Source organism: Streptomyces sp. NPDC058691, from assembly GCF_042714775.1.
In the GTDB taxonomy this organism is placed as follows: Bacteria; Actinomycetota; Actinomycetes; order Streptomycetales; family Streptomycetaceae; genus Actinacidiphila.
This window is the reverse complement of the sequence record NZ_JBHXSO010000027.1, coordinates 48,738-70,678: the sequence shown is the minus strand read 5'-3', so window position 1 is coordinate 70,678 and position 21,941 is coordinate 48,738. Positions and strand designations below refer to the sequence as shown.

Below are 21,941 nucleotides of genomic sequence, written 5' to 3'. Positions count from 1 at the left end.
GACGCGCGCGGGCCGGGCTCAGGCGTCCGCCCGGCGCTGCCGCTCCAGTTCGGTGTACCGGGCGCGCATCAGCTCGCCGGCGGCCGGGCCGGCCGCGAACACGAAGGCCTCGCTGTCGTCGAGACTGCGGCCGGTCCGGGCGTCCACCACCACCGGCTCGGCCTCCTCACCGGTCTCGGCGTCGACCAGGATCATGCTGCGCTCCTCCGGCGCGAGGTGCCGGTTGCCCCACGCGGCCAGGGCGACGACCACGGGCCGCAGGGACCGGCCGCGCTCGGTCAGCACGTACTCGTGGCGCACGGGATTGGTCTGGTAGGGGCGCCGCTCCAGCAGCCCGTCGGCCACCAGCGTCTTCAGACGGGTGGTGAGCATGCTGGTGGAGATGTTCAGGCTCTTCTGGAACTGGTCGAAGCGGGTGTAGCCGTCGAAGGCGTCGTGGAGGAGCAGCAGGGTCCACCACTCCCCGACGTGCTGCACCGTCGTGGACAGCGGACACTCGCGGTCCTCCAGCCGGATCCGGTTCGCCATGGCCACACACTCCCGAGTCACTGCTAAAGTCAAAGTTACGTGCTTCCATTTTAGCAGTGACAGGGGTGGGCTGTGCCCTGTGCCCCGTGAGGGGTGGGGACCCGCCCGCCTCCCCATGCGAGAGAGAGGAATGACCTTGAGGACCTGGTTCATCACCGGCGGCACCCCCGGCGGCTTCGGCATGGCCTATGCGGACGTCGCCCTGGAGGACGGCGACAACGTCGTTCTCACCGCCCGCCGCCCCGGGCTGCTGGAGGAGTGGGCCCGCGAGCACGGCGACAAGGTGCTCGTCCTGCCGCTCGACGTCACCGACGCCCGGCAGATCCGCGAGGCCGTCGCGGCCGCCGAGGAACGCTTCGGGGGAATCGACGTCCTGGTCAACAACGCCGGCCGGGGCTGGTACGGATCGGTGGAGGGCATGGCGGACGAGGATGTCAGGAAGACCTTCGAGCTGAACTTCTTCGCCGTCGCCGAGGTCCTGCGCGCCGTGCTGCCCGGCATGCGCGCCCGCCGCAGCGGAACGGTCGTCAACATGTCCTCGATCGCGGGCCTGCGCGGTGTGACGGGATTCGGCTACTACAGCGCCGTCAAGTTCGCGGTCGAAGGACTCACCGAGGCACTGCGCGAGGAAGTGGCTCCGTTCGGCATCAAGGTGCTCGCCGTCGAACCCGGTGCCTTCCGCACGCGTGCCTACACGGGATTCTCCGATGAACCCGTGCAGGAGTCGGTCGACGCCTACCTTCCATTGATCGAGTCGGTGCGCACGTTCATGATCGGCCAGGACGGGCGGCAGGCCGGCGACCCCTACCGGGGGGCGCGCGCCGTCGTCGCCGCGCTGAACGAGGACGACCCTCCGCACCGCCTGGTCCTGGGAGCCGACGGCTACGCGGCCGTGACCGGCAAACTGGAAAGCATGCTGGGCGAGCTGCGCGCCCACGAAGCCGCCTCCCGCGGCGCGGACTTCCCCTCCGGCGGGTGACACGCCGCCGGAGTCAGCGGTGATGGCCGAGGGTGGACTCGCGGACGACGAGGTCGTAGCCGGCCCGGACGCGGCGCGGTGGGGCGTCCGATGTCCCGGTGAGGCGCTGGACGAGGCATTCGACGGCCTGGCGTGCGATGGCCTTCTTGTCGGGAGAGATCGTGGTCAGGGTGACCCCGCTGTAGCGGCCCTCCTCGATGTCGTCGAAGCCGACGAGGGCGATGTCCTCCGGCACCCGCAACCCCCGCGTGGTCAGCACCCGCAGGGCGCCGATGGCCTGAAGGTCGTTGTAGGCGAAGACCGCGTCCGGGCGTGACCCGCGGTCCAGCAGGTCGGCCATGGCCTGCGCGCCGTCCGCCCGGCCGTAGCCGGAGGCGGTGGCCACCAGGTCCTCGCCGTGGGGGAGTCCGGAGTCGGCCAGCTCCTCGCGCCAGCCGCGCAGCCGCAGATGGGCGGGTTGTCTGGCGCTCTCGCGGCGGGCGCCGAGGAAGGCGATCCGCTGCCGGCCCATGCCGGTCAGATGACGCACCGCGCTGCGGGCCGCGGCCACGTTGTCGATGACGATGTGATCGTGCGGGGCGTCGTACTCCCGCTCCCCGAGCAGCACCAGGGGGGCGCTGTCGGTGCGGGCGAGCAGGTCCGCGGCCTCCAGTTCGATCGGCGAGAGGATCAGGCCGTCGATGACATGGGCGCGGAAGCCCTGGCTGACCAGGATCTCCTTCCTGCGCTCGCCGGAGGTGTGGTCCAGCAGCACGGTGTAGTCGTGGCGCGCGGCGGCGTCGATGACGGCGCCGGCCAGCTCGGCGAAGTACGGGTTGCCGAGTTCCGGAAGGGCCAGGGCGATGATGCCCGTCCGGCCCTTGCGGAGATGTCGCGCGGTGAGGTTGGGCCGGTATCCCAGTTCGTCGATCGCCTGCTGGACCCGCGCCCGCATCGCGGGGGTCACATGCGCATAGCCGTTCACGACGTTGGACACGGTCTTGATGGACACTCCCGCGCGCAGCGCGACGTCCTTGAGGCTGACGCCCACGGCGTTCCCTCCGGTTGGGGCCGGTGCCCCGGGGCCGCGTCCGGCCCCGGGGCACCGGCGCGATCATGTGGTGCGCGGTCCCCGCGCGAGGTACCGCTGGGCCACGACGACCACGATCAGGAACCCGCCGCTGACCACCGATTGGTAGGACGAGTTGAGGGAGCCGATCTGGTTGATGAGATTCTGGATCACCGCCAGCATGAGCACACCCCACAGGGTGCCGCTGACCGAACCCGAGCCGCCGATCAGCAGCGTGCCGCCGATGACCACCGCCGCGATGGCGTCCAGTTCCATGCCGACGCCGATGATGGTCACCCCCGAGGACAGGCGCGCGGCGTTGAGCGCACCGGCGAAGCCCGCGAGCAGCCCGCTGAGGGCGTAGACCAGCACCCGGGTCCTGGCCACCGGCAGCCCCATCAGCGTGGCGGCGTCCGGGCTGCCGCCCACGGCGAACAGCGACTGGCCGAAGGACGTGCGCTGGAGTACCAGTCCGCCGACGGCGAAGAGCACCAGCGCGATGAGCACCGGGTAGCCGAAGCCCCCCACGGTGCCCTGCCCGAGCTCGGCGAAGGCCGAGTCGCGCGGCACCAGATAGGTGGTGGCGCCCTCGTCGGTCAGGGCCAGCAGCAGCCCGCGCGCGGCCAGCAACCCGGCCAGCGTGACGATGAACGGCGCCATGCCGGCCCGGGCGATCAGCAGACCGTGCACCGTGCCGAGCAGCCCGCACACGGCGAGCGGCACCAGCAGCGCGGGCAGCAGCCCGTACTGCGACGCCCAGGCGGCCAGGACACCGCCGAGCGCGAACACCGAGCCGACCGACAGGTCGATGCCGCCGGTGATGATGACCAGCGTCATGCCGAGTGCCACCACCGCGAGGAACGACGCCTGCACGGTGATGTTCCGCGCGTTGTCCATCGTGCCGAACGACGGGAAGACGAAGGAGGAGACGACCACGACGGCCAGCAGCACGGCGAGGACGCCCTGCCGCTGTACCAGCACGGCGAGCCGCCGCCGGTCGACGGAACGGGCCGCCGCCGGTACGGGGGGTTCGGGGAACGCCTCCGCGGAGCGGGGCGTGGTGAGTGACTTCATCGCGATCGACGCTCCCGGGCGATGTAGACGGCGACGAGGATGATGACCGCCTGGGCCATCTGCGCGGTGGAGTCGGGCAGATCGTGCTTGACGAGGGTCGCCCGCAGCAACTGCATCAGCAGCGCGCCGAAGACGGTGCCCAGGACCCGCACCGAACCGCCGGTCAGCGGCGTGCCGCCCACCACCACCGCGGTGATCGCGGACAGCTCCATCAAGGTGCCCAGCGTGGACGGGTCACTGGCCGTCAGCCGCGCCGTGGCCAGCACCCCGGCCAGGGCCGCCAGCGTCCCGCACAGGACGTAGACGCCGATCAGCACGCGCCTGACCGGCAGACCGGCCAGACCCGCGGCGGCCCGGTTGCCGCCGACGGCGACCAACTGGCGCCCGAAGGTGGTGCGGTGCACCAGCCCGGCGACAACCACCGCCAGCACAACGGCGATCAGCACGACCACGGGGATCCCCAGCACGTCGTCGGTGCCGAGGCCCAGCAGGGCCGGATTGGCGATCTGCTTCAGCTGCCCGTCCGCGAGGACCAGGGCGAGCCCGCGGCCGCCCACGAAGAGTGCCAGGGTGGCCACGATGGGCTGCAACCCCACGACCGCCACCAGCGTGCCGTTGACCGCGCCCACCACGGCCCCGGCGGCCAGCGCCACCAGCAGCGACGGCAGCAGTCCGTACCCGAGGTACAACGGCAGCAGCGCCGTGGCCAGGGCCATCACGGAGCCCACCGACAGGTCGACGCCCTCGGTCCCGATCACCAGCGCCATGCCCAGCGCGACGATCACCACCGGGGCCACCTGGACCAGTTGGGTCCGCAGGTTGCCGGCGGTCAGGAAGTGGTCGGTGAAGACGGCGTTGAACAGCACGAGCACCGCCACCGCCGCGTACACCCCGTACGTCTGGAACCAGGCCGGGGTGGGGAGCCGGAGCGCGCCCCGCCGCACGGCCGGGGAGAGTTCAGTCATCGCGCTCCTCCTCGTCGCCGGTGCCGGAGGCGTCCTTCGCGGCCGGGGCGTGGGCCGCCAGCACCTCCAGCAGTTCGCCCTCGCCCACCTGCTCGCCCGTCAGTTCCCCGGCCACCGCGCCGCTGCGCAGCACCACCAGACGGTCGGCGCCCTCCACCAGCTCCTCGATGTCGGAGGAGATCAGCAGCACCGCCAGGCCCTCCTGCGCCAGCTCGTCCACCAGCGCCTGCACCTCGGCCTTGGCGCCCACGTCGATGCCCCGGGTGGGCTCGTCCAGCAGCAGCACCTTCGGCTCCAGGCACAGCCACCGGGCCAGCAGCACCTTCTGCTGATTGCCGCCGGAGAGCTCGCCCACCTTCTGCTCGGGGCTCGACGCCTTGATCCGCAGCCGTTTCATGAAGACGTCCACGACGCGGTCCTGCCGGGCGCGGGACACCACTCCTGCCCGCGACAGCCGCGGCATGGCGGCGAGCACGATGTTCTCCCGCACCGACAGGCCGGGTATCACGCCCTCCGCCTTGCGGTCCTCCGGCAGCAGACTGACGCCCGCCCGGATCGCCGCGGCGGGCGAGGGACGCCCCAGCCGGCGGCCGGCCACCGTCACCGAGCCCGAGTCCAGCGGCAGTGCCCCGGCCAGTGCCTTGGCGGTCTCGCTGCGGCCGGAGCCGAGCAGCCCGCCCAGGCCCAGCACCTCACCCGGGTGCAGCTCCAGGGTTACGTCGTCCAGTACATGACGGCGGGTCAGTCCCTCGGCGGTGAGCACCGGCTTGCGGTCGGGTCGGTGGGCCTCGCCGAAGCTGGTCCGGCCGTGCCGGCGCACCTCGGCGACCTCGCGGCCGAGCATCATGGCGACCAACTGCATCCGGTCCAGGCCCGCGAGGTCGCCGGTGTGCACCAGGCGCCCGTCACGCAGGACGGTGACCCGGTCGCAGATCCGGTACAGCTCCTCGATGCGGTGGCTGACGTAGAGGATGGCGATGTCACGGCTGTGCAGCTCCTCCACGACCCGGAAGAGCGTCTCCACCTCGCGCGGTTCCAGCGCGGAGGTCGGTTCGTCCATCACCACGACCTTGGCGCGCACCGACACCGCGCGCGCCAGCGCCACCATCTGCTGGGTGCCGACGCCGAGGCTGTCGAGCGGACGGCGGACGTCGGCGGTGACACCGAAGCCCGCCATCAGCGCGGCCGCCTCCCGGTGCATGCGCGGGAAGTCGATCAGGCCGAAGCGGTTCTTCGGCTCGCGGCCCAGGAAGATGTTGCGCGCCACGCTCATCAGCGGGACGAGGTTGACCTCCTGGTAGATCGTCGTGACGCCGGCCTGCTGGGCGTCGACGGGCCGGGCGAACGCGACCGGCTGCCCGTCGAGCCGCAGCTCGCCGCTGTCGGGGCGGTGCACTCCGGTGAGGACCTTGATCAGAGTGGACTTGCCGGCGCCGTTCTCGCCGACCAGCGCGTGGATCTCGCCGCGGCGCAGGGTGAGGGACACGTCGTCGAGCGCCACCACGCCGGGGAAGCGCTTGCCGACACCGAGCGCCTCCAGCACCGCGGGGGCGGTGGGACTGCCCGGCTCCGGGGGCGGTGCGGCGGCTGCCGCTTCGGGGGGTGCCATAGGGGGCCTTCCAGGGATTCGCGATGCGGTGAACCGTGGGAGAACGGCCGCCCTGCCGTGTCCGGCCGGGCGGCCTGGTTGCGGACTCAGTACGCCCCGGCCAGCGAGTCCTTCGCGTTGGAGGCGTCGTAGGACCGGTCGGAGATGATCACGTCCTCGGGGATGGCCTCGCCGTCGAAGAACTTCTGCGCGGTGGCGAAGGCCAGCGGCCCGAACCGCGGGTTGGACTCGATGACGCCGTTGTACTGCCCGTTGGCCAGCGCCTGCACCGCGTTGCGCGTGCCGTCGATGGACACGATCTTGACGTCCTTGCCGGGCTTCTTCCCGGCCGCCTTGAGCGCGGTCACCGCGCCCAGCCCCATCTCGTCGTTCTCCGCGTAGACCGCGGTGATGTCGGGGTTGGACTGGATCAGCTGCTCCATCACCTGCTGCCCCTTGTCGCGGGCGAACTCGCCGGTCTGCTGGGCCACGATCTTCAGACCGGGGGCCTTGGCCTTGAGCTCGTCGACGAAGCCCTTGGTGCGGTCGGTGGTGACGTTGTTGCCCGAGGCGCCGAGCAGGATGGCCACCTTGCCCTTGCCGCCGGTGACGTCGATCATCTGGTCCGCGGCGCGCTTGCCCTGCTCCACGAAGTCCGAGCCGAGGAAGGCCACATAGTCCTTGCACGCGGTGGCGTTGATCTTGCGGTCGATGGTGATCACGGGGACGTGCTTCGCGGCCGCCGCCTGCAGCGCGGGCTCCAGGCCGTCGGAGTTGAGCGGGGCGACGATCAGCAACTGCGCGCCCTGGGCGAGCATGTCCTGGATGTCGCTGATCTGCTTGGGCAGCTGCGACTGGGCGTTGGTCGTGAGGAGCTTCTTCACACCGAGCTTGGCCGCCTCGTCCTTGATGGACTGCGTCTCGGCGATACGGAAGGGGTTGGCCTCCTTCTCCGACTGCGAGAAACCGACGACGGCGTTCTTCAGGTCGAGCTTGGTCGCGCCGTAGGCCTGCAGAGTGCAGCCGTCGGCGGCGGCGGCCGTCGCGCTCGGGGACTGCACCACCTGGGCACCTTCGGAGGAGCTGGGGGCGGCGGCGCCGGAGTCCTCCTGCTTGGCACAGGAGGTGGCGGTCAGGGCGGCGGCGGCGGTGAGGCACACGACGGCCATCATGCGGGTGGTACGGGAGGTGCTCATGTACGTTCAACTCCTCGTAGAGCGGTGTGCGACCTGATCAGGGGAGTGCGGGGCTCCATGGGAGCCCGGGAGGCGGCCCGCCCCGCCCCCGTTGAAACGGGGCGGGCCGCCGGTGGTCAGCGGCTCGTCGCCGGCGCCGCGGGTTCGCCGGCCGCCAGTGAGGCGACCTCGGCCGCGCTCAGCGCCCGGTCGTAGGCGTGCACGTCGGCGACCGCCCCGCCCCAGTAGTCGACGAGGTTGCCGCCGTACTTGCCGCGGCCGATCACCAGGTGACCCGAGGGACCCTCGGCGTTGCAGGCCCGGGCCGAACCGGCCTGGGCGCCGTCGACGTAGACCCGCAACTGGCCGTCACCGTGGCTGTAGCTGCCGACCAGGTGGTACCAGCGGCCGGCCACCGGCTCGCCGATGGAGTTCGCCAGCGCCCGGCTGCCCGCGAAGCTGAACGCGAACCGCTTGTCGGCCTGCGAGTACTGCAGGTAGAAGGCGCTGTTGGAGGCACCGTCGAGGGACACCGCGGTGCTGAAGTGCCCCTTGTCGTCCAGCCGGACCCAGGCGGCGACCGAGTAGTCCGCGCCGTCGGTGTCCAGCACCGGGGCGCCGGTGTCGACGAAGCCGGTCCGCCCGTCCAGTTGCAGGGCGCCGCCGTTGGGGCCGGTCGTCCAGCTCGTCCCGCCGCTCAGGGTCCCGTCGTGGCTTCCGGCGACATCCTTCGCCACCGTGCCGGAACCCTCGTGCAGCGGCCACCAGGAGACGCCCTGCTGCCCGGGGGTGCCTGGCGGGACGTCCACCCCGCCGGCGGCGGCGCCGGCCGCGATGACCTGGCGGTTGATCTCCCGGACCTGCTTCCGGTCCACCTTCACCACCGCCCGGTCGTAGGTGACCAGGCCGTTGAGCTCGCCCTCCACGTCCGTGATCTCCGTGTAGACCGATCCGGACAGGCCGCAGGCGGCCGGGCGGAGCAGTTTGCGGGTGTTCTCCACGTAGGCGGCGGTCAGCTCCTCCTCGCTGTGCGCGGCGTCGCCGTAGTCCTGGCCGCCCGCGGTGCCGAGGATGTGGCCCGGGACGAGGTAGGAGTAGCCGCCGTGCTCGCCGTCGACCGCGGCGCGGCCGGCGTCGGGAGCGGGGGTGGCGGGGCCGTGGTAGTCATGGAAGTCGATCAGATCACCGCGGCCCGAATCGCCCTTGGAGGCACAGCAGTTGACGCCGGAGTGGGCGTCGATCAGTCGTGACGGGTCCTGCTGCTTCACGGAGTCGGCGAGTTCGCCGGTGGCCTGCCTGCTCCACTCGCCCCAGCCCTCGTTCATCAGCGTCCACATCACGATGGACGGGGTGCTGATGTGCTGGTCCACGATCTGGTGGACCTGGTCGACGAAGGCCTCGGTCTCCGGGGTGCCGGCGGCGGCCGTGCCCCGGCTGGGCATGTCCTGCCAGACCATCAGGCCCAGCTGGTCCGCCCAGTAGTACCAGCGCGCCGGCTCGACCTTGATGTGCTTGCGCACCGCGTTGAAGCCGAGCTTCTTGTGCTCCTTGAGGTCGTACTTGAGGGCGTCGTCGGTCGGCGCGGTGTAGAGGCCGTCCGGCCAGAACCCCTGGTCGAGGGTGGCGAGCACGAAGACCGGCTTGCCGTTGAGCTTGATCCGGTTGGTGCCGCCCGCCGGGGCCACCTCGATGGACCGCATCCCGAAGTAGGAGCCGACGCGGTCCTCGCTGCGGCCGTCGGTGAGGGTGACGTCGAGGTCGTACAGATACGGGTCGTCCGGGCTCCAGAGCCGGGCGTGCTCGACCGGCAGCCGCAGCGCGGTGCCCGCCGTGCCGGTGACCGAGCCGGCCTTGCGGCCGCTCTTGGTGTAGGCGGTGGCGGTGACCTTGGCGTCCGGCGAGGTGCCCGCGCCCGGCCGTACGGTGACCGAGAGCGAGGAGTCCGCGAGGTTCGGGGTCAGCACCAGCGAGTCGACCGAGGCCTCGGGGACGGGCTCCATCCAGACGGTCTGCCAGATGCCCGAACTCGGCGTGTACCAGATGCCGCTGGGGTCGCGGGACTGCTTGCCGAGGGCGTAGCGGTCGTCGGTGGTGTCGCGGACCTTGACCGTGAGCTCTTGCGCCCCCTGCCCGGCCAGGGCGTCGGTGACGTCGGCGGTGAACGCCTGGTAGCCGCCGGTGTGGTGGGCCACCTCGTGGCCGTTGACGTACACCCAGGCCTCGTAGTCCACCGCGCCGAAGTTGAGGTTCAGCCGGTTGCCCGAGCGGATCCGCCAGTCGTCCGGCACGGTGAAGGTGCGCTGGTACAGCGACCAGTCGTGGTGCCGGGCGACGCCGGACAGACCGGACTCCATGGGGTAGGGGACCACGATGCTGTCGCTCAGCGGGCCCTGGGGGAGTGCCGCGTCCTGCTCGGTCGGCTGGAACTGCCAGGTCCCGTTGAGGTTCTTCCACTCCTTGCGGGTCAACTGCGGCCGCGGGTAGTCCGGCAGGGGGTGGGACCGGGAGACGTCCTTGGCCCACTTGGTGGCGAAGTACCAGGTGGAGTCGTTGCTCGCGACGACCGAGAAGGGGCCGGTGGCGCCGGCCGCGGTGGTGATACCGCCCTTGCCGTCGTAGCTGACCCGCACGTCGGCCTTGAGGGCGACCGGGGTGTCGGACTTGCCTGGCTTCAGGAGCAGCCGGGAGGAGTGCTTGGGGTCCTTGGACACCGTGGCCGACCAGCGGGTGCCGCCGGACAGCAGCGCCAGGTGCGAGGCGGCGTCGGCGGGGAGCGCGGTCACGCGGGAGCCGAGGTCGATGGAGGCGATGCGGCCGGTCTTGTCGACGGACGCCTCGGCGTCGGCCGGAGCGAAACCGGCGGGCAGGTGCAGGGCCGTGTCGGGCACGGGCCGGCGGTCGAAGCCCGGGCCCGACCACTCGGTGTGCAGGTAGGCGCCGCCGTTGCCCTGGTTGTAGTCCACCGCGATCTCGTGCAGGCCGGCGGTGAGGGTGACCGGCTCCGAGGTGGTCTGCACGTCCCAGTCGGTCGTCCAGTGGTCGATCACGCTCGAGCCGTCGAGGGAGAGCCGGAAGCCGTTGTCCCCCTTGATGTAGAAGGTGTAGGTGCCGTCGGCGGGCACTTCCAGCCGGCCCGTCCAGCGCACCGCGACGTTGGTGGTGGTGCCCGCGTAGGCGCGCAGGGTGGGCAGCAGGTCGTCGACGTGGAGCGAGCTGTCGATGCGGGTGCCCGTGTACTGCGCGAAGTCCAGCGCCGTGCCGCTGGACATGCGGTAGTAGTCGCCGCGCAGGCCGTTGTCGGCGGCTGCGGCGGGCGTTTCGGCCGTGACGGTGGGGCGGGCGGTCGCGGGGGACGGCGCCATCAGCGCCACCCCGAGGAGGAGCGAGAAGAGGGCGGCAAAGCGCCCGAGCCAAGTGGTGCGTCGTCTGCCAGGACTCATGCTTGCACCTTCCGTGAGGGGCGTCGTCCACGCCTGGAGGGAAGTGCCGGTCAGAGGGGGGTGGCGCCTGGTGCGAAGTAGGGTCGTACGCCGGAAACGCGCTTGTACAACGTTGGAAATTCTTGACGCGGTGAGAATGAAAGCAGTGCCGTGCCGCTGTGTCCATACCTCGCGTCGAGGTGGTGTCGGAGAGTCGCCTGAGCCGCGTGGTGCGGTCAACATCCCTATGGGGATGGCGAATCCGCAGCTCGGCGGCTCGCGCCCGCATCGGCAGCGCGCCGGCCCCCGGTTATGCGCCGGAGGTTTTCCAACGTGGGAAATGCGCAGAGCCGTGCCCGGGCATGAGGAACCCGGGACCGGCGTGCGGGCCGGCCCCGGGTTCCGTCGACGTGACGTGGATGTGACTCAGATGTGACGTACTGTCAGCTGACGGTGAGGTTCTGCGCGACGGTGTCGGCCGCGAAGGAGTTCACCCCGAACAGGCCGCCGGTGTAGGCGTCGTCGGTGGCGTCGATGACGGGTTCGGCACCGTTCCCGAACCAGACGCGGATGCGCCGGCCGTCGGTCCGCACCTTCAGGTGGTAGGTGCGGCCCTCGGTGATCGCCGTGGCGTACGCCGCGATGTCCCGGCCCGGGCGCCACAGTTTGACCACGCCGGCATTGGTGTCGATGTTCGCCGTGTAGCCGGCGCCGTCACTGCCGGCCCGGAAGGTCAGGCCGGTCGCCGCGCCGTTGGTGACGGACAGGTCGCCCTCGTAGGTGAAGTCGCCGCCCGAGCGGTCGCTGAGGTAGAAGCCGTTCTGCGCCGCACTGCCCCGCAGTCCGGCCGGGGTGACCGTCCAGGTGGCGCCGCGCGGCGTCCACCGCCCGGCGGGGAAGGCGGAGAAGCCGCCCGGCCCGGTGTTGAGGTTCTGCACCGTCGCGGTTCCGTCGAAGGTGTTCACCCCGAACAGCCCGGAGGCGTACGTGCTGTCGGCGGCGTCGATGACGGGGTCCGTACCGTTGTCGACCCAGACGCGGATGCGGGCGCCGTCCGTCTGCACCTTCAGGTGGTAGGTGCGGCCCGCGCTGACCGGCAGCGCGCGGACGGCGATGTCCTTGCCCGGACGCCACAACTTGACCACGCCGCTGGTGTCGAGCGTCGCCGTGTATCCGGCACCCGCGGCGTTCGCGCGGAAGGTCAGGCCGCCGGCGCGTGCGGTGTCCAGGGTGATGTCGCCCTGGTAGACGGCGTCGGCGCCGCTGCTCGCGCTCATGTAGAAGCCGTCGCCGCTGGTGGAGACGCGCTTGCCGCCGCTGACGTCGGTCCAGGCGCCGCCGGCGGCGTGCCAGGGGCCCTTCAGGTTGCTCAGGAGGGTGGACTGCGCGGTCCCCCAGCTGGTGTTGAGGCGGGTGAAGGTCGCGTTGTCCAGCCTCACCTGGCCGCCGACGGCGAAGAGCCGGATGCCCTGGCTGTCGGCCGCGGAGTCGAAGTCGACGTTGTCCGACAGCGAGTACAGCCCGCCGTCGGCGAAGATCTCCAACTGGCCGCGGTCCACCAGCAGTCGCATCGTGACCTTGCCGTTCCTCGGCTTGAGCGGCTTGCCCTGGAGGGTCTGCTTCGCGGTGTCGTAGACCACGCTGCGGTCGGCGGTGCCGTCACTGCGGCTGTGCAGGTCGAAGCCGAACTGCGTCGCGCTCGCGCCCTGCACGTCGAACTGGGCGGTGATCTCGTAGGTGTCGGCCTTGATGTCCTCGAAGGGGTTGTCGGCGGCCTTGGGCTCCTTGCCCGGCTTGCGCTGCTTGGGCGCCTTGATCGTGTCGTTCTTCCAGGTCTCGGTCTCCGAGGCGAGCGAGGACAGCTCGGTGACCGGTGTGCGGGTGATCCGCGGTCCGTCCGGGGTGCTGACCAGGGCCAGGGTCACCGGGAAGGTCGCGTTGCCGGTCCAGGTGCTGCCGCGGTTGCCGCCCTGCCAGGCCATCTGCACCGTGCGGCCGTCGGGGGTGTTGGTGAACGTCTCGGCGGCGTAGAAAGTGCCGCCCGCGTACGTGGTGCCCAGGTCCATCTGCTGCGGCTGGGTCCAGTCGGTACGGAAGGTCGTCCCGTCGAAGGTCCCGACGACGTACTGGCTGGAGGCCGAGGTCATGACCCACCGCTGCTGACCGCTCTTGCCGTCCAGCGGCAGCGGGTAGAAATCCGGGCACTCGAAGAGCCAGGACGCCTGGTAGCGGCTGGCGAGGGTCCAGTCCAGGAGGTTGGGCGAGGTGTAGATGTTGACGCCGTTGCCGCCCTGGTTGGACCAGACGACCATGGTCCAGCGGTGGCGCGCCGCGTCCCAGATCACCTTCGGGTCGCGGCTCTCGTCGGGGATCGTGATCTGCTTGCGGCCCTTGTCGTACGCCTGGAAGGTCTGGCCGTTGTCGTTGCTGTAGAAAATGCTCACGCCGTCGGTGTTGGAGAACACCACGATCGGGTCGAGCGCGCCGGTCTTCAGGCCCGAGGTGTTGTCCTTGTCGACGACCCCGCCTCCGGAGAAGAGCGTGCCGGGGTGCACACCGGGCTCCAGGGCCATCGGCTTCTGCGTCCAGTGGACCAGGTCGGGGCTGGTGGCGTGGCCCCAGTGCATGGTGTCCCAGGCCAGACCGTGCGGATTGTGCTGGTAGAAGAAGTGGTAGAGGCCGTTCGCGTAGACCAGTCCGTTGGGGTCGTTCATCCAGCCCGACTGCGAGCTGAAGTGGAACTGACCGCGGAAGGGCTCGCTGTACGTGGTCGGCGGATAGGGGAACTCGGGGTAGTCCGAGACGGTCCCGGCGGCCGCGGGCGTGTTCGGCAGGAGTGCGACCAGGCCCGCGATCAGGGCGATCAGCGGGGCGACCAGCAGGGCCCCGACTCTTCGACGCATGTGAACCAGCTCTCTCGACGTCGCCAGTGAATGTCATCGTTGACACATGTCATCGCTGACATCCGATCGATGACAGATGATGGGCCCCGGCTGAGGGCCCGTCAACGCCCCGGACGAGATCTGTTCCCGTCCCCCGCGATCTCGGCGGGCGCGCCCTTCTCGCTGTGATCCGGGGGGACTTGATGGGCCCACGGCGGGTTGGGACCCGCTACGGCGCAGGTCAGCGCCGCCACGCGGACCGCGAACGTGCAGGCCGCGGCGACGTCGGCCGGCCGCAGGCGCTCCAGCCGGCCGCCCAGGAGGTCCCGCTCGCCGAGGAAGTGCAGCAGCCCCGCGGTGAACGAGTCACCTGCCCCGACGGTGTCGACGACCCGCGTGGGCACGCCGGGCACGGAGACGGTCCGGCCGTCGAGCGACGCGAAGGCGCCGTGCGCACCACGCGTGATCACCACCAGCCGCGCCCCCGCCGCGTGGAGGCCGTCGCACGCCTCCTCCACCCCGATCCCCGGGGCCAGGACGCGCAGATCGTCCTCGCTCAATCGCAGGATGTCCGCCACCGCGCACCAACTCGGCAACCGGCGCCGGTAGGCCGCCGGATCGACCAGCGCGGGGCGGACGTTGGGGTCGATGCTCACCGTGGCCCGCGGCCGGGCGCAGGTCAGGAACTCCTCCAGCAGCGAGCCCCCCGGTTCGCGGACCAGCGCGAGCGAGCCGGAGTGGACGCAGGCCGCGCCGCCGAGGCCCGCCCGCTCCAGCTCCCCCCGCGTCCACTGCCAGTCCGCGGTGCCCTCGGCGTGGAAGGTGTACGCGGCCTGCCCCCCGGCGTCGACGTCGGCGACCGCGAGCGTGCTGGGCTCCGCCGCGGCCGGAGCATCCGTCAGATCAACGCCGGACGCGAGGAGATGGGCGCGGAACAGCCGGCCGAAGACATCGCCGGACAGCCGTGCCAGCAGCCGGGTCGGCGTGCCGAGCCGGGCCAGTCCCACCGCGGTGTTGGCCGGCCCGCCGCCGGGCAGGGCGTGCAGGCGCAGCCCCTGGGCGGGTTCGGCCGTGGCGCCCTGCCCGTCGGGGTCCGGCGGCCCGGACCGGGCGTCCGCGAAGACATCGGCGACGCACTCTCCGAGCACGGTGACCTGACGCGGCTGCATACGGAATTCCTCCAGGTGGGATGCGGAACCGGCGGCCGGAGCGCCCCCGAATGCCGGGCGGCACCCGCTGCGCGGCGGTCCGACTGTTGCCAACTCGTGTTCTGCAGAGGGCATTGACGTTGCCGGAGCGGGAGTCCATCATCCTCCGCAGGCAGTGTCAACGATGACATATGTCAACGATGGCACTGCCCCGGCGTCGCGTTTTCCCCGGCGCCCGGCACCGCACGGATGTCCCCGCTCACCGCTTCCCTCAGGAGTCGCACATGTCCCGTAGAGCCCGTCCGGTTCTCGTCATCGGCGCCGCCGGCCTCGCCCTGTCCCTCGCGGCGTGCGGGTCCGGTTCCGGCGGCAGCTCCCAGTCCGGGGGCAAGGTGAAGGTCGGCCTGATCACGAAGACCGACACCAACCCGTACTTCGTCAAGATGAAGGAGGGCGCGGAGCAGGCCGCCAAGAGCGAGAACATCGAACTGACCACCGCAGCGGGCAAGTTCGACGGCGACAACGCGAGCCAGGTCACGGCGCTGGAGAACATGGTCGCCGCCGGGGTCAAGGGCGTGCTCATCACCCCCAACGACTCCAAGGCCATCGTTCCCGCCATCGCCAAGGCGCGCGCCAAGGGCGTCCTGGTCATCGCGCTGGACACCCCGCCCGAGCCGCAGGACGCCGCCGACGCGCTGTTCGCCACCGACAACGTGAAGGCCGGCGAGCTGATCGGCGCCTACGCCAAGGCCGCGATGTCCGGCAAGCCGGTGAAGATCGCCACCCTGGACCTCGCCCCCGGCGTCTCCGTCGGCGTGCAGCGGCACGAGGGCTTCGTCAAGGGCTTCGGCATCGACGCCTCCGACCCGTCGATCGTCTGCTCCCAGGACACCGGCGGCGACCAGGCCAAGGGCCAGACCGCCATGGAGAACTGCCTGCAGAAGGCCCCGGACATCAACCTCGTCTACGCCATCAACGAGCCCGCCGCGCTCGGCGCTTTCACGGCCATCAAGGCCAAGGGCCGCGAGAAGGACGTCATGATCGTCGCGATCGACGGCGGCTGCACCGGCGTCCAGGCCGTCAAGGACGGCAAGATCGCCGCCACGTCGCAGCAGTACCCGCTGAAGATGGCCGCGGACGGCGTCAAGGCGGTCGCCGCGTTCGCCAAGGACGGCAAGAAGACCAGCGGTTACACCGACACCGGTGTCACCTTGATCACCGACAAGCCGCAGGCCGGCGCGGACGCCAAGGACACCGCCTTCGGCCTCGAGAACTGCTGGGGCTGAGCACGGTGACCACCTCCACCACACTGCCCGTGGACGCAGGCGAGTCGACCGCACTGCGGCGGTTGCTCACGGCGCCCGCGGCGGGCCCCTTCGCGGCCCTCGTCATCGCGTCGGTGTTCTTCTCGGTGTCGACCGACCAGTTCCTGTCCGGCGGCAACTTCTCGCTGATCCTCCAGCAGGTCATGGTGGTGGGCACGCTCGCCATCGGGCAGACGCTCATCATCCTCACCGCGGGCATCGACCTGTCCTGTGGCGCCGTGATGGCCTTCGGAGGCATCCTGATCGCCAAGCTCGCCGTCCAGGGGCCGCTGCCGCCGGTGCTCGCCATCCTCATCGGCATCCTGGTCTGCGGGGTCTTCGGACTCGTCAACGGGCTGCTGGTCCGCGCCGTGCCGCTGCCGCCGTTCATCGTGACGCTGGGCATGCTGAACGTCGCCTTTGCCCTGACCCACATCTACTCCGCCGAGCAGACGGTCACGGGCCTGCCCGGGCCGCTGACCGTGCTCGGCAAGACCTTCCCCCTCGGCCGGACCGACGTCACCTACGGGTCCCTGGTCACCATCGCGCTCTTCCTCGGCTTCGCCTACGCGCTCAGCAGCACCGCCTGGGGCCGCCACGTCTACGCCCTCGGCAACAGCGCGGAGAGCGCCCGCCTCAGCGGTATCCGCGTGTCCCGGCTCACCGTCGGCGTCTACGCGGTGGCCGGCCTGGTCTACGGCGTCGCGGCCCTGCTGCTGGTGTCGCGCACCGGAGTCGGCGACCCCCAGGCCGGCCAGACCGACAACCTCGACAGCATCACCGCGGTCGTGCTCGGCGGCACCAGCCTGTTCGGCGGGCGCGGCACCGTGCTGGGCACGTTCGTCGGCGTCCTGATCGTCGGTGTCTTCCGCAACGGCCTCCAGCTGATGGGCGTCTCCTCCGTCTACCAGACGCTGGTGACCGGCGTCCTCGTCATCCTCGCGGTGACCGTCGACCAGCTCTCGCGAAAGGGCACCCGATGACCGGCCCTGCCTCCCCCCACGACCCGGCGCCGGGCGCACCGGACACCGCCCCGTCCCCGATGGTGAAGCCCGCATCGGGCGGCGGCCCAGAACCCGTGCTCAGCGCACGCGGACTGGTCAAGCGCTACGGCCACGTCACGGCGATCGACGAGGCCGACTTCGACCTCATGCCCGGCGAGGTCCTGGCCGTCATCGGCGACAACGGCGCCGGAAAGACCAGCCTCATCAAGGCGCTCACCGGCGCCCTGGTGCCGGACGCCGGCGAGATCCGGCTGCACGGCAAGCCGATCAGGTTCGCCGGGCCGCAGGACGCGCGTGCCCACGGCATCGAGACCGTGTACCAGGACCTCGCTGTCGCGGCGTCCATGGACATCGCGTCCAACATGTTCCTCGGTCGCGAGATCCGCCGCCCCGGCGTGCTCGGCTCAGTGTTCCGCATGCTCGACAAGAAGGCCATGCGCCAAGAGGCCGCGGCGCACATGGCCGCCCTCAAGGTCGGCGTCGGCTCGCTCTCGCAGCCGGTGGAGACCCTGTCCGGCGGTCAGCGCCAGGCAGTCGCGGTCGCCCGCGCGGCGGCCTGGGCCCGCAGCGTCGTGGTGATGGACGAGCCGACCGCCGCCCTGGGCGTCAAGGAGTCGGGGCAGGTCCTCGACCTCATCCGCCGGGTACGGGACAAGGGCATCCCGGTGATCCTCATCAGCCACAACATGCCGCACGTCTTCGAGATCGCCGATCGTGTCCACGTCCACCGGCTCGGCAGGCGCGAGGCGGTGATCAAGCCGTCGGACTACTCGATGGCCGAGGTGGTGGCCATCATGACCGGCGCGCTCAGCGTGCGACCGGACGGGGGTACGGTCGTGGCGGACAGCGACGCGGCCTCGGCAGCCGGGGTGCGGGGGAGCTGACCGCGGTTCCGGCATCCACGGGACCGACGTCCACGAAGAAGGTGGTTTATGGCAGCGACCCGCAGACCGACCCTCGCCGATGTGGCCCGCGAGGTGGGCGTGAGCGCCAAGACGGTCTCCCGGGTCCTCAACGAGGACGGCCCCAGTTCCGCGGAGACCAGGAAGCGGGTACTGGAGGCCGTCGCCAAACTCGGCTTCCAGCCCAACCTGATGGCCAGGAGCATCCGGGTCGGCGGACCGGACACCACCGTGGGCCTGGTGGTGCCGGACGTCGGCAACCCGTTCTTCGGGGCCGTGGCTGGCGGCATCGAGGACGCCGTCCACAGCCGCGGGCTCACCCTGCTCATGGGCTCCTCCGACGACGACCCGGAACGCGAACTCGCCCTGATCCAGACCTTCCTGGCCCGCCGGGTCAGCGTGCTGATGGTGGCTCCGGCTGTCGGCGCCGACCACGTGTACCTCAAGGCGCAGCGGTCCGGCGGCATGCCCATCGTCTTCCTCGACCGGCCCGGCAACGGCCTCACCGCCGACACGGTCGTCAGCTCCAACCGCTCCGGTACGCACGAGGGCGTGACGCACCTGATCGCCCGCGGCCACCGCAGGATCGGCTTCATCGGCGACCTGCCGGCCCGGCTGTACACCCGCCGCGAACGGCTCGCGGGCTACCGCGCGGCGCTCTCCGACGCCGGACTGCCTTACGACCGCGCCCTGGTCGCCGACGCCCACGACCCGGCGGGCGCGGCCGAGGCGACGGCCCGGCTGCTCTTCCTGTCCGACCCGCCCACCGCGCTGCTCTCCGGCAACAACGTCATGACGATCGGCGTCCTGGCCGAGCTCTCGCGCAGCCGCCGCAAGGACGTCGCCGTCGTCGCCTTCGACGACGTCCCCATGGCGTCCATCCTGGAACCGGCACTCACCGTCGTCGCCCAGAACCCCGTGGCGATGGGAGAGGTGGCCGGAGCCACCGCCGTCGAGCGTCTGGACGGCGACCGCTCTCGGGCCCGTACGATCATGGTCGAGACCCGCCTCGTGGCCCGGGGTTCCGGGGAACTCCCCGCGCCGCGCCGCCCGGAGTGAACACGGGTGCGGTCCGGCGGGCGGCATTTGGCCGTCTCCGGGCCAGGGCCGGGGGGCATGGATGGCCCGGAGACGGACATCCCGTCCCCGTGGGACGGGGGTTCAGAGATCAGCCGAACATGCCGGGCTTGTAGTCCCCGGCGGGCTGCTGGTTGATGACGTTGATGCGGTTGTAGGCGTTGATGACCGCGATCAGCCCGATCAGGGCGACGAGCTGGTCCTCGTCGTAGAACTTGGTGGCGTTGGCCCACGCCTCGTCGCTGACGCCGCCGGCCGCGTCGGCGATGCGGGTGGCCTGCTCGGTCACCTCCAGCGCGGCGCGCTCGGCGTCGGTGAAGACGGTGGCCTCGCGCCAGGCGGCGACCAGGTTGAGACGCACGGAGGTCTCGCCCGCCGCGGCGGCCTCCTTGGTGTGCATGTCGGTGCAGAAGCCGCAGCCGTTGATCTGGCTGGCGCGGATCTTCACCAGTTCCTGCGTCGCGTGCGGCAGCGAGGAGTCCGCCGCCACCATGCCGGCCGAGTTGATGTGCTTGAGGAACTTGCCCGCGGTCGGGTTACCGAAGAAATTGAGGCGCGCTTCCATGGTGCTCTCCTGTGCCGGAAGGAACGGGTACGCAGCTGTGACCGCACAGCCGCCCGGAATGTGACAGCGGGGCGAGTGTGACGCGCGTCTCATGGGCCCTTCCTGTCGCTGGGGGGATCGCTCGGGAGTCCGCCCCGCGAACGCCACATCCAGGATGCGACCGTTGTCACTGCGTGCCACGGTGATCACGTGATTTTTCCGGCATCTCGGCCGCCGGCGCGATCGGCGGCCTTGTCACCTGTGCCGGGCTGGGACGCATCCAGTGAACGACAAACGCTGTACACGATCTGACGAAGACGCGGTGGGTCATGCCACAAGGGCTGCCCACCGGCGGCGGCATGCGCTGCGCCGTCCGGGCATCAGGGTGTGCCCGGCTCTTCGGCCATCTGGAAGGAGTGGACGTGAACGCTCGCTTTGGCGAGGCCCGGGGGAAGGCACGCGCGGTCATATCGGCGGCCGCCATCATCGCCTCGATGTTGTCGGGATCGGTGTCCGCCGTCGCGGACGGGAACGGCGGCGGCAACGGTGGTGGGAACGGGCCGAGCGCGGATCACTGGGGAGTGATCACGCGCAATACCATGGGCTCACCCGTGGCCGAGCTGAGGAACGGTCCGATCGTCCCGTTCCCCACGCCGGGGGTGCTGGGGGCCACCGCCAGGCCTCCTTACGGAACGGGCAGCCTGGGGATCGCGGTCGCGGACAGCGCCATCGAACTGCCTCTTCGCCAAGAGAAGGTCGACTTCGGCAACGAGGTCGACTTTTTTGGTGACCCGTTGCTGGGCCTGAACAAGATCGGGTTCCACGTCTTCCAGACCGGTGAGAACGTCACCTACGGCGGCGGGCGCCCCAACATGCCGAACATTCGGATCGAGATTGATCCGAACAGGACCGAACCCGACAACTACTCGACACTGGTGTGGGTCCCACCCGCTACCTCGGCGCTGAACAGTTGGAGCCCGTTCATCGACGCCACCACGTCGGGCACCTGGTACCTCACGGGCGAGGAGACCAACTGCAAATCATCCTCCCCGTGCTCGTTCACGAACCTGAAGGCCTCATTCGCCGGCGGCATCGCGCCGCCGACCATCCTCAGCATCGCGGTGGGCAAGGGCCGCGACCACATGTGGATCGGCGCCGTCGACGGCCTCCGGGTCAACCGGTACGTCTACGACTTCGAGGCCGACGGCGTCAGGGCCCGCCGCGTCGGCTGACCGCCGACAGCCTCGCCCAGCGCGTTTCGCGGGGAGCCCGGCCGGCGGGGGGCGGCCGGGCCTGAGGTGCCCGGGCTCGGCCCCGGGAGGTCCCGCATGCCACCCCCGTGTGCCCCTTTTATGATGTTTGTGTGATGTGTGAGGCCGTTGTGGTCGTGGTCCAGCCCCGACGACGCCGTCGGCCCACTCACGAAGGACAAGGCCAGGGGGCGCTGCCGGCTCCCTCCACCGCGTGACCGCAGGTCTCGACAGGGAGTGGCACATGCGCATCGATCTCACGGGACGGACCGCCCTGGTGACGGCGTCGACGCAGGGCATCGGGGCCGCCATCGCGGCGGGCCTCGCGGGGGCGGGGGCGCGGGTGGGCGTCAACGGCCGTGACAGCGGGAGGGTCGACGAAGCGGTCGGGCGGTTGCGGGAGGAGGTGCCGGACGGCGACTTCGTCCCCGTCGCCGCCGATGTCGTGTCCGAGGAGGGTGCCGCGAGCGTCCTGGATGCGTTGCCGGACGTCGATGTCCTGGTCAACAATCTGGGCGTCTACCGTTCCCAGGACCCGCTGGACATCACCGACGAGGAATGGCGCCGGTATTTCGAGGTGAACGTCCTCGCCGCCGTCCGGCTCACCCGGCTCTACCTGCCCCGGATGATCGGACTCGGCTGGGGCCGCGTCCAGTACATCGCCAGCGAATCGGCGGTGGTCATCCCCGCCGAGATGATCCACTACGGAATGACGAAGACCGCCATGCTGGCCCTCGGACGGGGCTTCGCCAAGAAGGCCGCCGGGACCGGCGTCACGGTCAACTCGGTCCTGGCCGGGCCGACTCGCACGGCCGGTGTGGAGGACTTCGTCCGCGGACTGGTCGGCCGGGACCTGCCGTGGGAGGAGGCGGAGCGGACCTTCATGCGCGAGCACCGCCCGCAGTCCTTGCTGCGACGCCTGATCGCTCCAGAGGAGATCGCCAACATGGTGGTCTACCTCGCCTCCGAGCAGGCCTCCGCCACCACGGGCGGTGCGCTGCGGGTGGACGGCGGCTGCGTCGACGCGATCATCCCCTGAGCGTCGCGCCACTCA

Annotated in this window: 17 protein-coding genes; 7 read left to right on the top strand and 10 right to left on the bottom strand. The window is 70.9% G+C overall.

Features of this window, described 5'->3' with window-relative positions; translation table 11 throughout:
- Nucleotides 1-18: 18 nt before the first annotated feature.
- The gene (locus tag ACFWVC_RS20485) at nt 19-528 is read right to left on the bottom strand and encodes a winged helix-turn-helix transcriptional regulator (RefSeq protein WP_384287588.1); all 510 of its coding nucleotides are present in this window, start codon (nt 526-528) and stop codon (nt 19-21) included.
- A gap of 136 nt (nt 529-664) precedes the next feature.
- Between ACFWVC_RS20485 and ACFWVC_RS20480 the strand changes: the two genes are divergently transcribed.
- Nucleotides 665-1,507, top strand: a complete 843-nt coding sequence (locus ACFWVC_RS20480) for an SDR family NAD(P)-dependent oxidoreductase (protein WP_384287585.1) — start codon at nt 665-667, stop codon at nt 1,505-1,507.
- 13 nt (nt 1,508-1,520) lie between these two features.
- Here ACFWVC_RS20480 and ACFWVC_RS20475 read toward each other — a convergent pair whose 3' ends face one another.
- The 8 genes from ACFWVC_RS20475 to ACFWVC_RS20440 all read right to left on the bottom strand — a co-directional run bounded on the left by ACFWVC_RS20475 (nt 1,521) and on the right by ACFWVC_RS20440 (nt 14,827).
- Nucleotides 1,521-2,537, bottom strand: coding sequence for a LacI family DNA-binding transcriptional regulator (locus tag ACFWVC_RS20475; RefSeq protein ID WP_384287582.1), 1,017 nt, complete (start codon nt 2,535-2,537; stop codon nt 1,521-1,523).
- A 63-nt stretch (nt 2,538-2,600) separates the two neighbouring features.
- On the bottom strand, nt 2,601-3,629 hold the full coding sequence (locus tag ACFWVC_RS20470) for an ABC transporter permease (RefSeq protein WP_384287579.1): 1,029 nt from the start codon (nt 3,627-3,629) through the stop codon (nt 2,601-2,603).
- Nucleotides 3,626-4,594: an ABC transporter permease gene (locus tag ACFWVC_RS20465; protein ID WP_384287575.1), complete on the bottom strand. Its 969-nt coding sequence runs from the start codon at nt 4,592-4,594 to the stop codon at nt 3,626-3,628. The genes ACFWVC_RS20470 and ACFWVC_RS20465 overlap by 4 nt, the downstream gene beginning before the upstream one ends.
- Nucleotides 4,587-6,203 carry a sugar ABC transporter ATP-binding protein gene (locus ACFWVC_RS20460; RefSeq protein ID WP_384287573.1) on the bottom strand — a complete coding sequence of 539 codons (1,617 nt, stop codon included), beginning with the start codon at nt 6,201-6,203 and terminating at the stop codon, nt 4,587-4,589. Before ACFWVC_RS20460 ends, ACFWVC_RS20465 begins: the two co-directional genes overlap by 8 nt.
- A gap of 86 nt (nt 6,204-6,289) precedes the next feature.
- Nucleotides 6,290-7,378, bottom strand: a complete 1,089-nt coding sequence (locus ACFWVC_RS20455; RefSeq protein ID WP_384287566.1) for an ABC transporter substrate-binding protein — start codon at nt 7,376-7,378, stop codon at nt 6,290-6,292.
- Between the two features lie 116 nt (nt 7,379-7,494).
- Nucleotides 7,495-10,797 carry a LamG-like jellyroll fold domain-containing protein gene (locus tag ACFWVC_RS20450; protein WP_384287561.1) on the bottom strand — a complete coding sequence of 1,101 codons (3,303 nt, stop codon included), beginning with the start codon at nt 10,795-10,797 and terminating at the stop codon, nt 7,495-7,497.
- Between the two features lie 422 nt (nt 10,798-11,219).
- Nucleotides 11,220-13,679 carry a glycoside hydrolase family 32 protein gene (locus ACFWVC_RS20445; RefSeq protein WP_384287556.1) on the bottom strand — a complete coding sequence of 820 codons (2,460 nt, stop codon included), beginning with the start codon at nt 13,677-13,679 and terminating at the stop codon, nt 11,220-11,222.
- Between the two features lie 101 nt (nt 13,680-13,780).
- Nucleotides 13,781-14,827, bottom strand: a complete 1,047-nt coding sequence (locus ACFWVC_RS20440) for a carbohydrate kinase (RefSeq protein WP_384287552.1) — start codon at nt 14,825-14,827, stop codon at nt 13,781-13,783.
- A 263-nt stretch (nt 14,828-15,090) separates the two neighbouring features.
- Between ACFWVC_RS20440 and ACFWVC_RS20435 the strand changes: the two genes are divergently transcribed.
- Genes ACFWVC_RS20435 through ACFWVC_RS20420 form a run of 4 tightly spaced genes read left to right on the top strand, consistent with a single transcriptional unit; the run spans nt 15,091 to nt 19,075 of the window.
- On the top strand, nt 15,091-16,092 hold the full coding sequence (locus tag ACFWVC_RS20435) for a sugar ABC transporter substrate-binding protein (RefSeq protein WP_384287549.1): 1,002 nt from the start codon (nt 15,091-15,093) through the stop codon (nt 16,090-16,092).
- A gap of 5 nt (nt 16,093-16,097) precedes the next feature.
- The gene (locus ACFWVC_RS20430) at nt 16,098-17,093 is read left to right on the top strand and encodes an ABC transporter permease (RefSeq protein ID WP_384287546.1); all 996 of its coding nucleotides are present in this window, start codon (nt 16,098-16,100) and stop codon (nt 17,091-17,093) included.
- A gap of 59 nt (nt 17,094-17,152) precedes the next feature.
- On the top strand, nt 17,153-17,998 hold the full coding sequence (locus tag ACFWVC_RS20425; RefSeq protein WP_384287716.1) for an ATP-binding cassette domain-containing protein: 846 nt from the start codon (nt 17,153-17,155) through the stop codon (nt 17,996-17,998).
- Nucleotides 17,999-18,046: 48 nt separating this feature from the next.
- The gene (locus tag ACFWVC_RS20420) at nt 18,047-19,075 is read left to right on the top strand and encodes a LacI family DNA-binding transcriptional regulator (RefSeq protein ID WP_384287543.1); all 1,029 of its coding nucleotides are present in this window, start codon (nt 18,047-18,049) and stop codon (nt 19,073-19,075) included.
- Nucleotides 19,076-19,184: 109 nt separating this feature from the next.
- Here the strand turns inward: ACFWVC_RS20420 and ACFWVC_RS20415 are convergent, their stop codons facing one another.
- Nucleotides 19,185-19,658: a carboxymuconolactone decarboxylase family protein gene (locus tag ACFWVC_RS20415; RefSeq protein ID WP_384287541.1), complete on the bottom strand. Its 474-nt coding sequence runs from the start codon at nt 19,656-19,658 to the stop codon at nt 19,185-19,187.
- Between the two features lie 308 nt (nt 19,659-19,966).
- On the opposite strand from ACFWVC_RS20415, the gene ACFWVC_RS20410 reads away from it, so the two are divergent.
- Together ACFWVC_RS20410 and ACFWVC_RS20405 are read left to right on the top strand one after the other, a co-directional pair.
- Complete coding sequence (locus tag ACFWVC_RS20410; RefSeq protein WP_384287538.1) at nt 19,967-20,869, top strand: hypothetical protein; 903 nt, start codon at nt 19,967-19,969, stop codon at nt 20,867-20,869.
- 262 nt (nt 20,870-21,131) lie between these two features.
- Nucleotides 21,132-21,926 (top strand): SDR family NAD(P)-dependent oxidoreductase, encoded by a 795-nt coding sequence (locus ACFWVC_RS20405; RefSeq protein ID WP_384287536.1) that lies wholly within the window; start codon nt 21,132-21,134, stop codon nt 21,924-21,926.
- The last annotated feature ends 15 nt before the right edge of the window (nt 21,927-21,941 follow it).

Excerpts from the sequence above, each read along its gene's own strand:
- ACFWVC_RS20420 (WP_384287543.1), top strand. The coding sequence starts at position 18,047 with ATGGCAGCGACCCGCAGACCGACCCTCGCCGATGTGGCCCGCGAGGTG.
- ACFWVC_RS20485 (WP_384287588.1), bottom strand. The coding sequence starts at position 528 with ATGGCGAACCGGATCCGGCTGGAGGACCGCGAGTGTCCGCTGTCCACG.
- ACFWVC_RS20435 (WP_384287549.1), top strand. The coding sequence starts at position 15,091 with ATGTCCCGTAGAGCCCGTCCGGTTCTCGTCATCGGCGCCGCCGGCCTC.
- ACFWVC_RS20405 (WP_384287536.1), top strand. The coding sequence starts at position 21,132 with ATGCGCATCGATCTCACGGGACGGACCGCCCTGGTGACGGCGTCGACG.
- ACFWVC_RS20445 (WP_384287556.1), bottom strand. The coding sequence starts at position 13,679 with ATGCGTCGAAGAGTCGGGGCCCTGCTGGTCGCCCCGCTGATCGCCCTG.
- ACFWVC_RS20460 (WP_384287573.1), bottom strand. The coding sequence starts at position 6,203 with ATGGCACCCCCCGAAGCGGCAGCCGCCGCACCGCCCCCGGAGCCGGGC.
- ACFWVC_RS20425 (WP_384287716.1), top strand. The coding sequence starts at position 17,153 with ATGGTGAAGCCCGCATCGGGCGGCGGCCCAGAACCCGTGCTCAGCGCA.
- ACFWVC_RS20455 (WP_384287566.1), bottom strand. The coding sequence starts at position 7,378 with ATGAGCACCTCCCGTACCACCCGCATGATGGCCGTCGTGTGCCTCACC.
- ACFWVC_RS20450 (WP_384287561.1), bottom strand. The coding sequence starts at position 10,797 with ATGAGTCCTGGCAGACGACGCACCACTTGGCTCGGGCGCTTTGCCGCC.
- ACFWVC_RS20465 (WP_384287575.1), bottom strand. The coding sequence starts at position 4,594 with ATGACTGAACTCTCCCCGGCCGTGCGGCGGGGCGCGCTCCGGCTCCCC.
- ACFWVC_RS20410 (WP_384287538.1), top strand. The coding sequence starts at position 19,967 with ATGCCACAAGGGCTGCCCACCGGCGGCGGCATGCGCTGCGCCGTCCGG.
- ACFWVC_RS20470 (WP_384287579.1), bottom strand. The coding sequence starts at position 3,629 with ATGAAGTCACTCACCACGCCCCGCTCCGCGGAGGCGTTCCCCGAACCC.
- ACFWVC_RS20440 (WP_384287552.1), bottom strand. The coding sequence starts at position 14,827 with ATGCAGCCGCGTCAGGTCACCGTGCTCGGAGAGTGCGTCGCCGATGTC.
- ACFWVC_RS20415 (WP_384287541.1), bottom strand. The coding sequence starts at position 19,658 with ATGGAAGCGCGCCTCAATTTCTTCGGTAACCCGACCGCGGGCAAGTTC.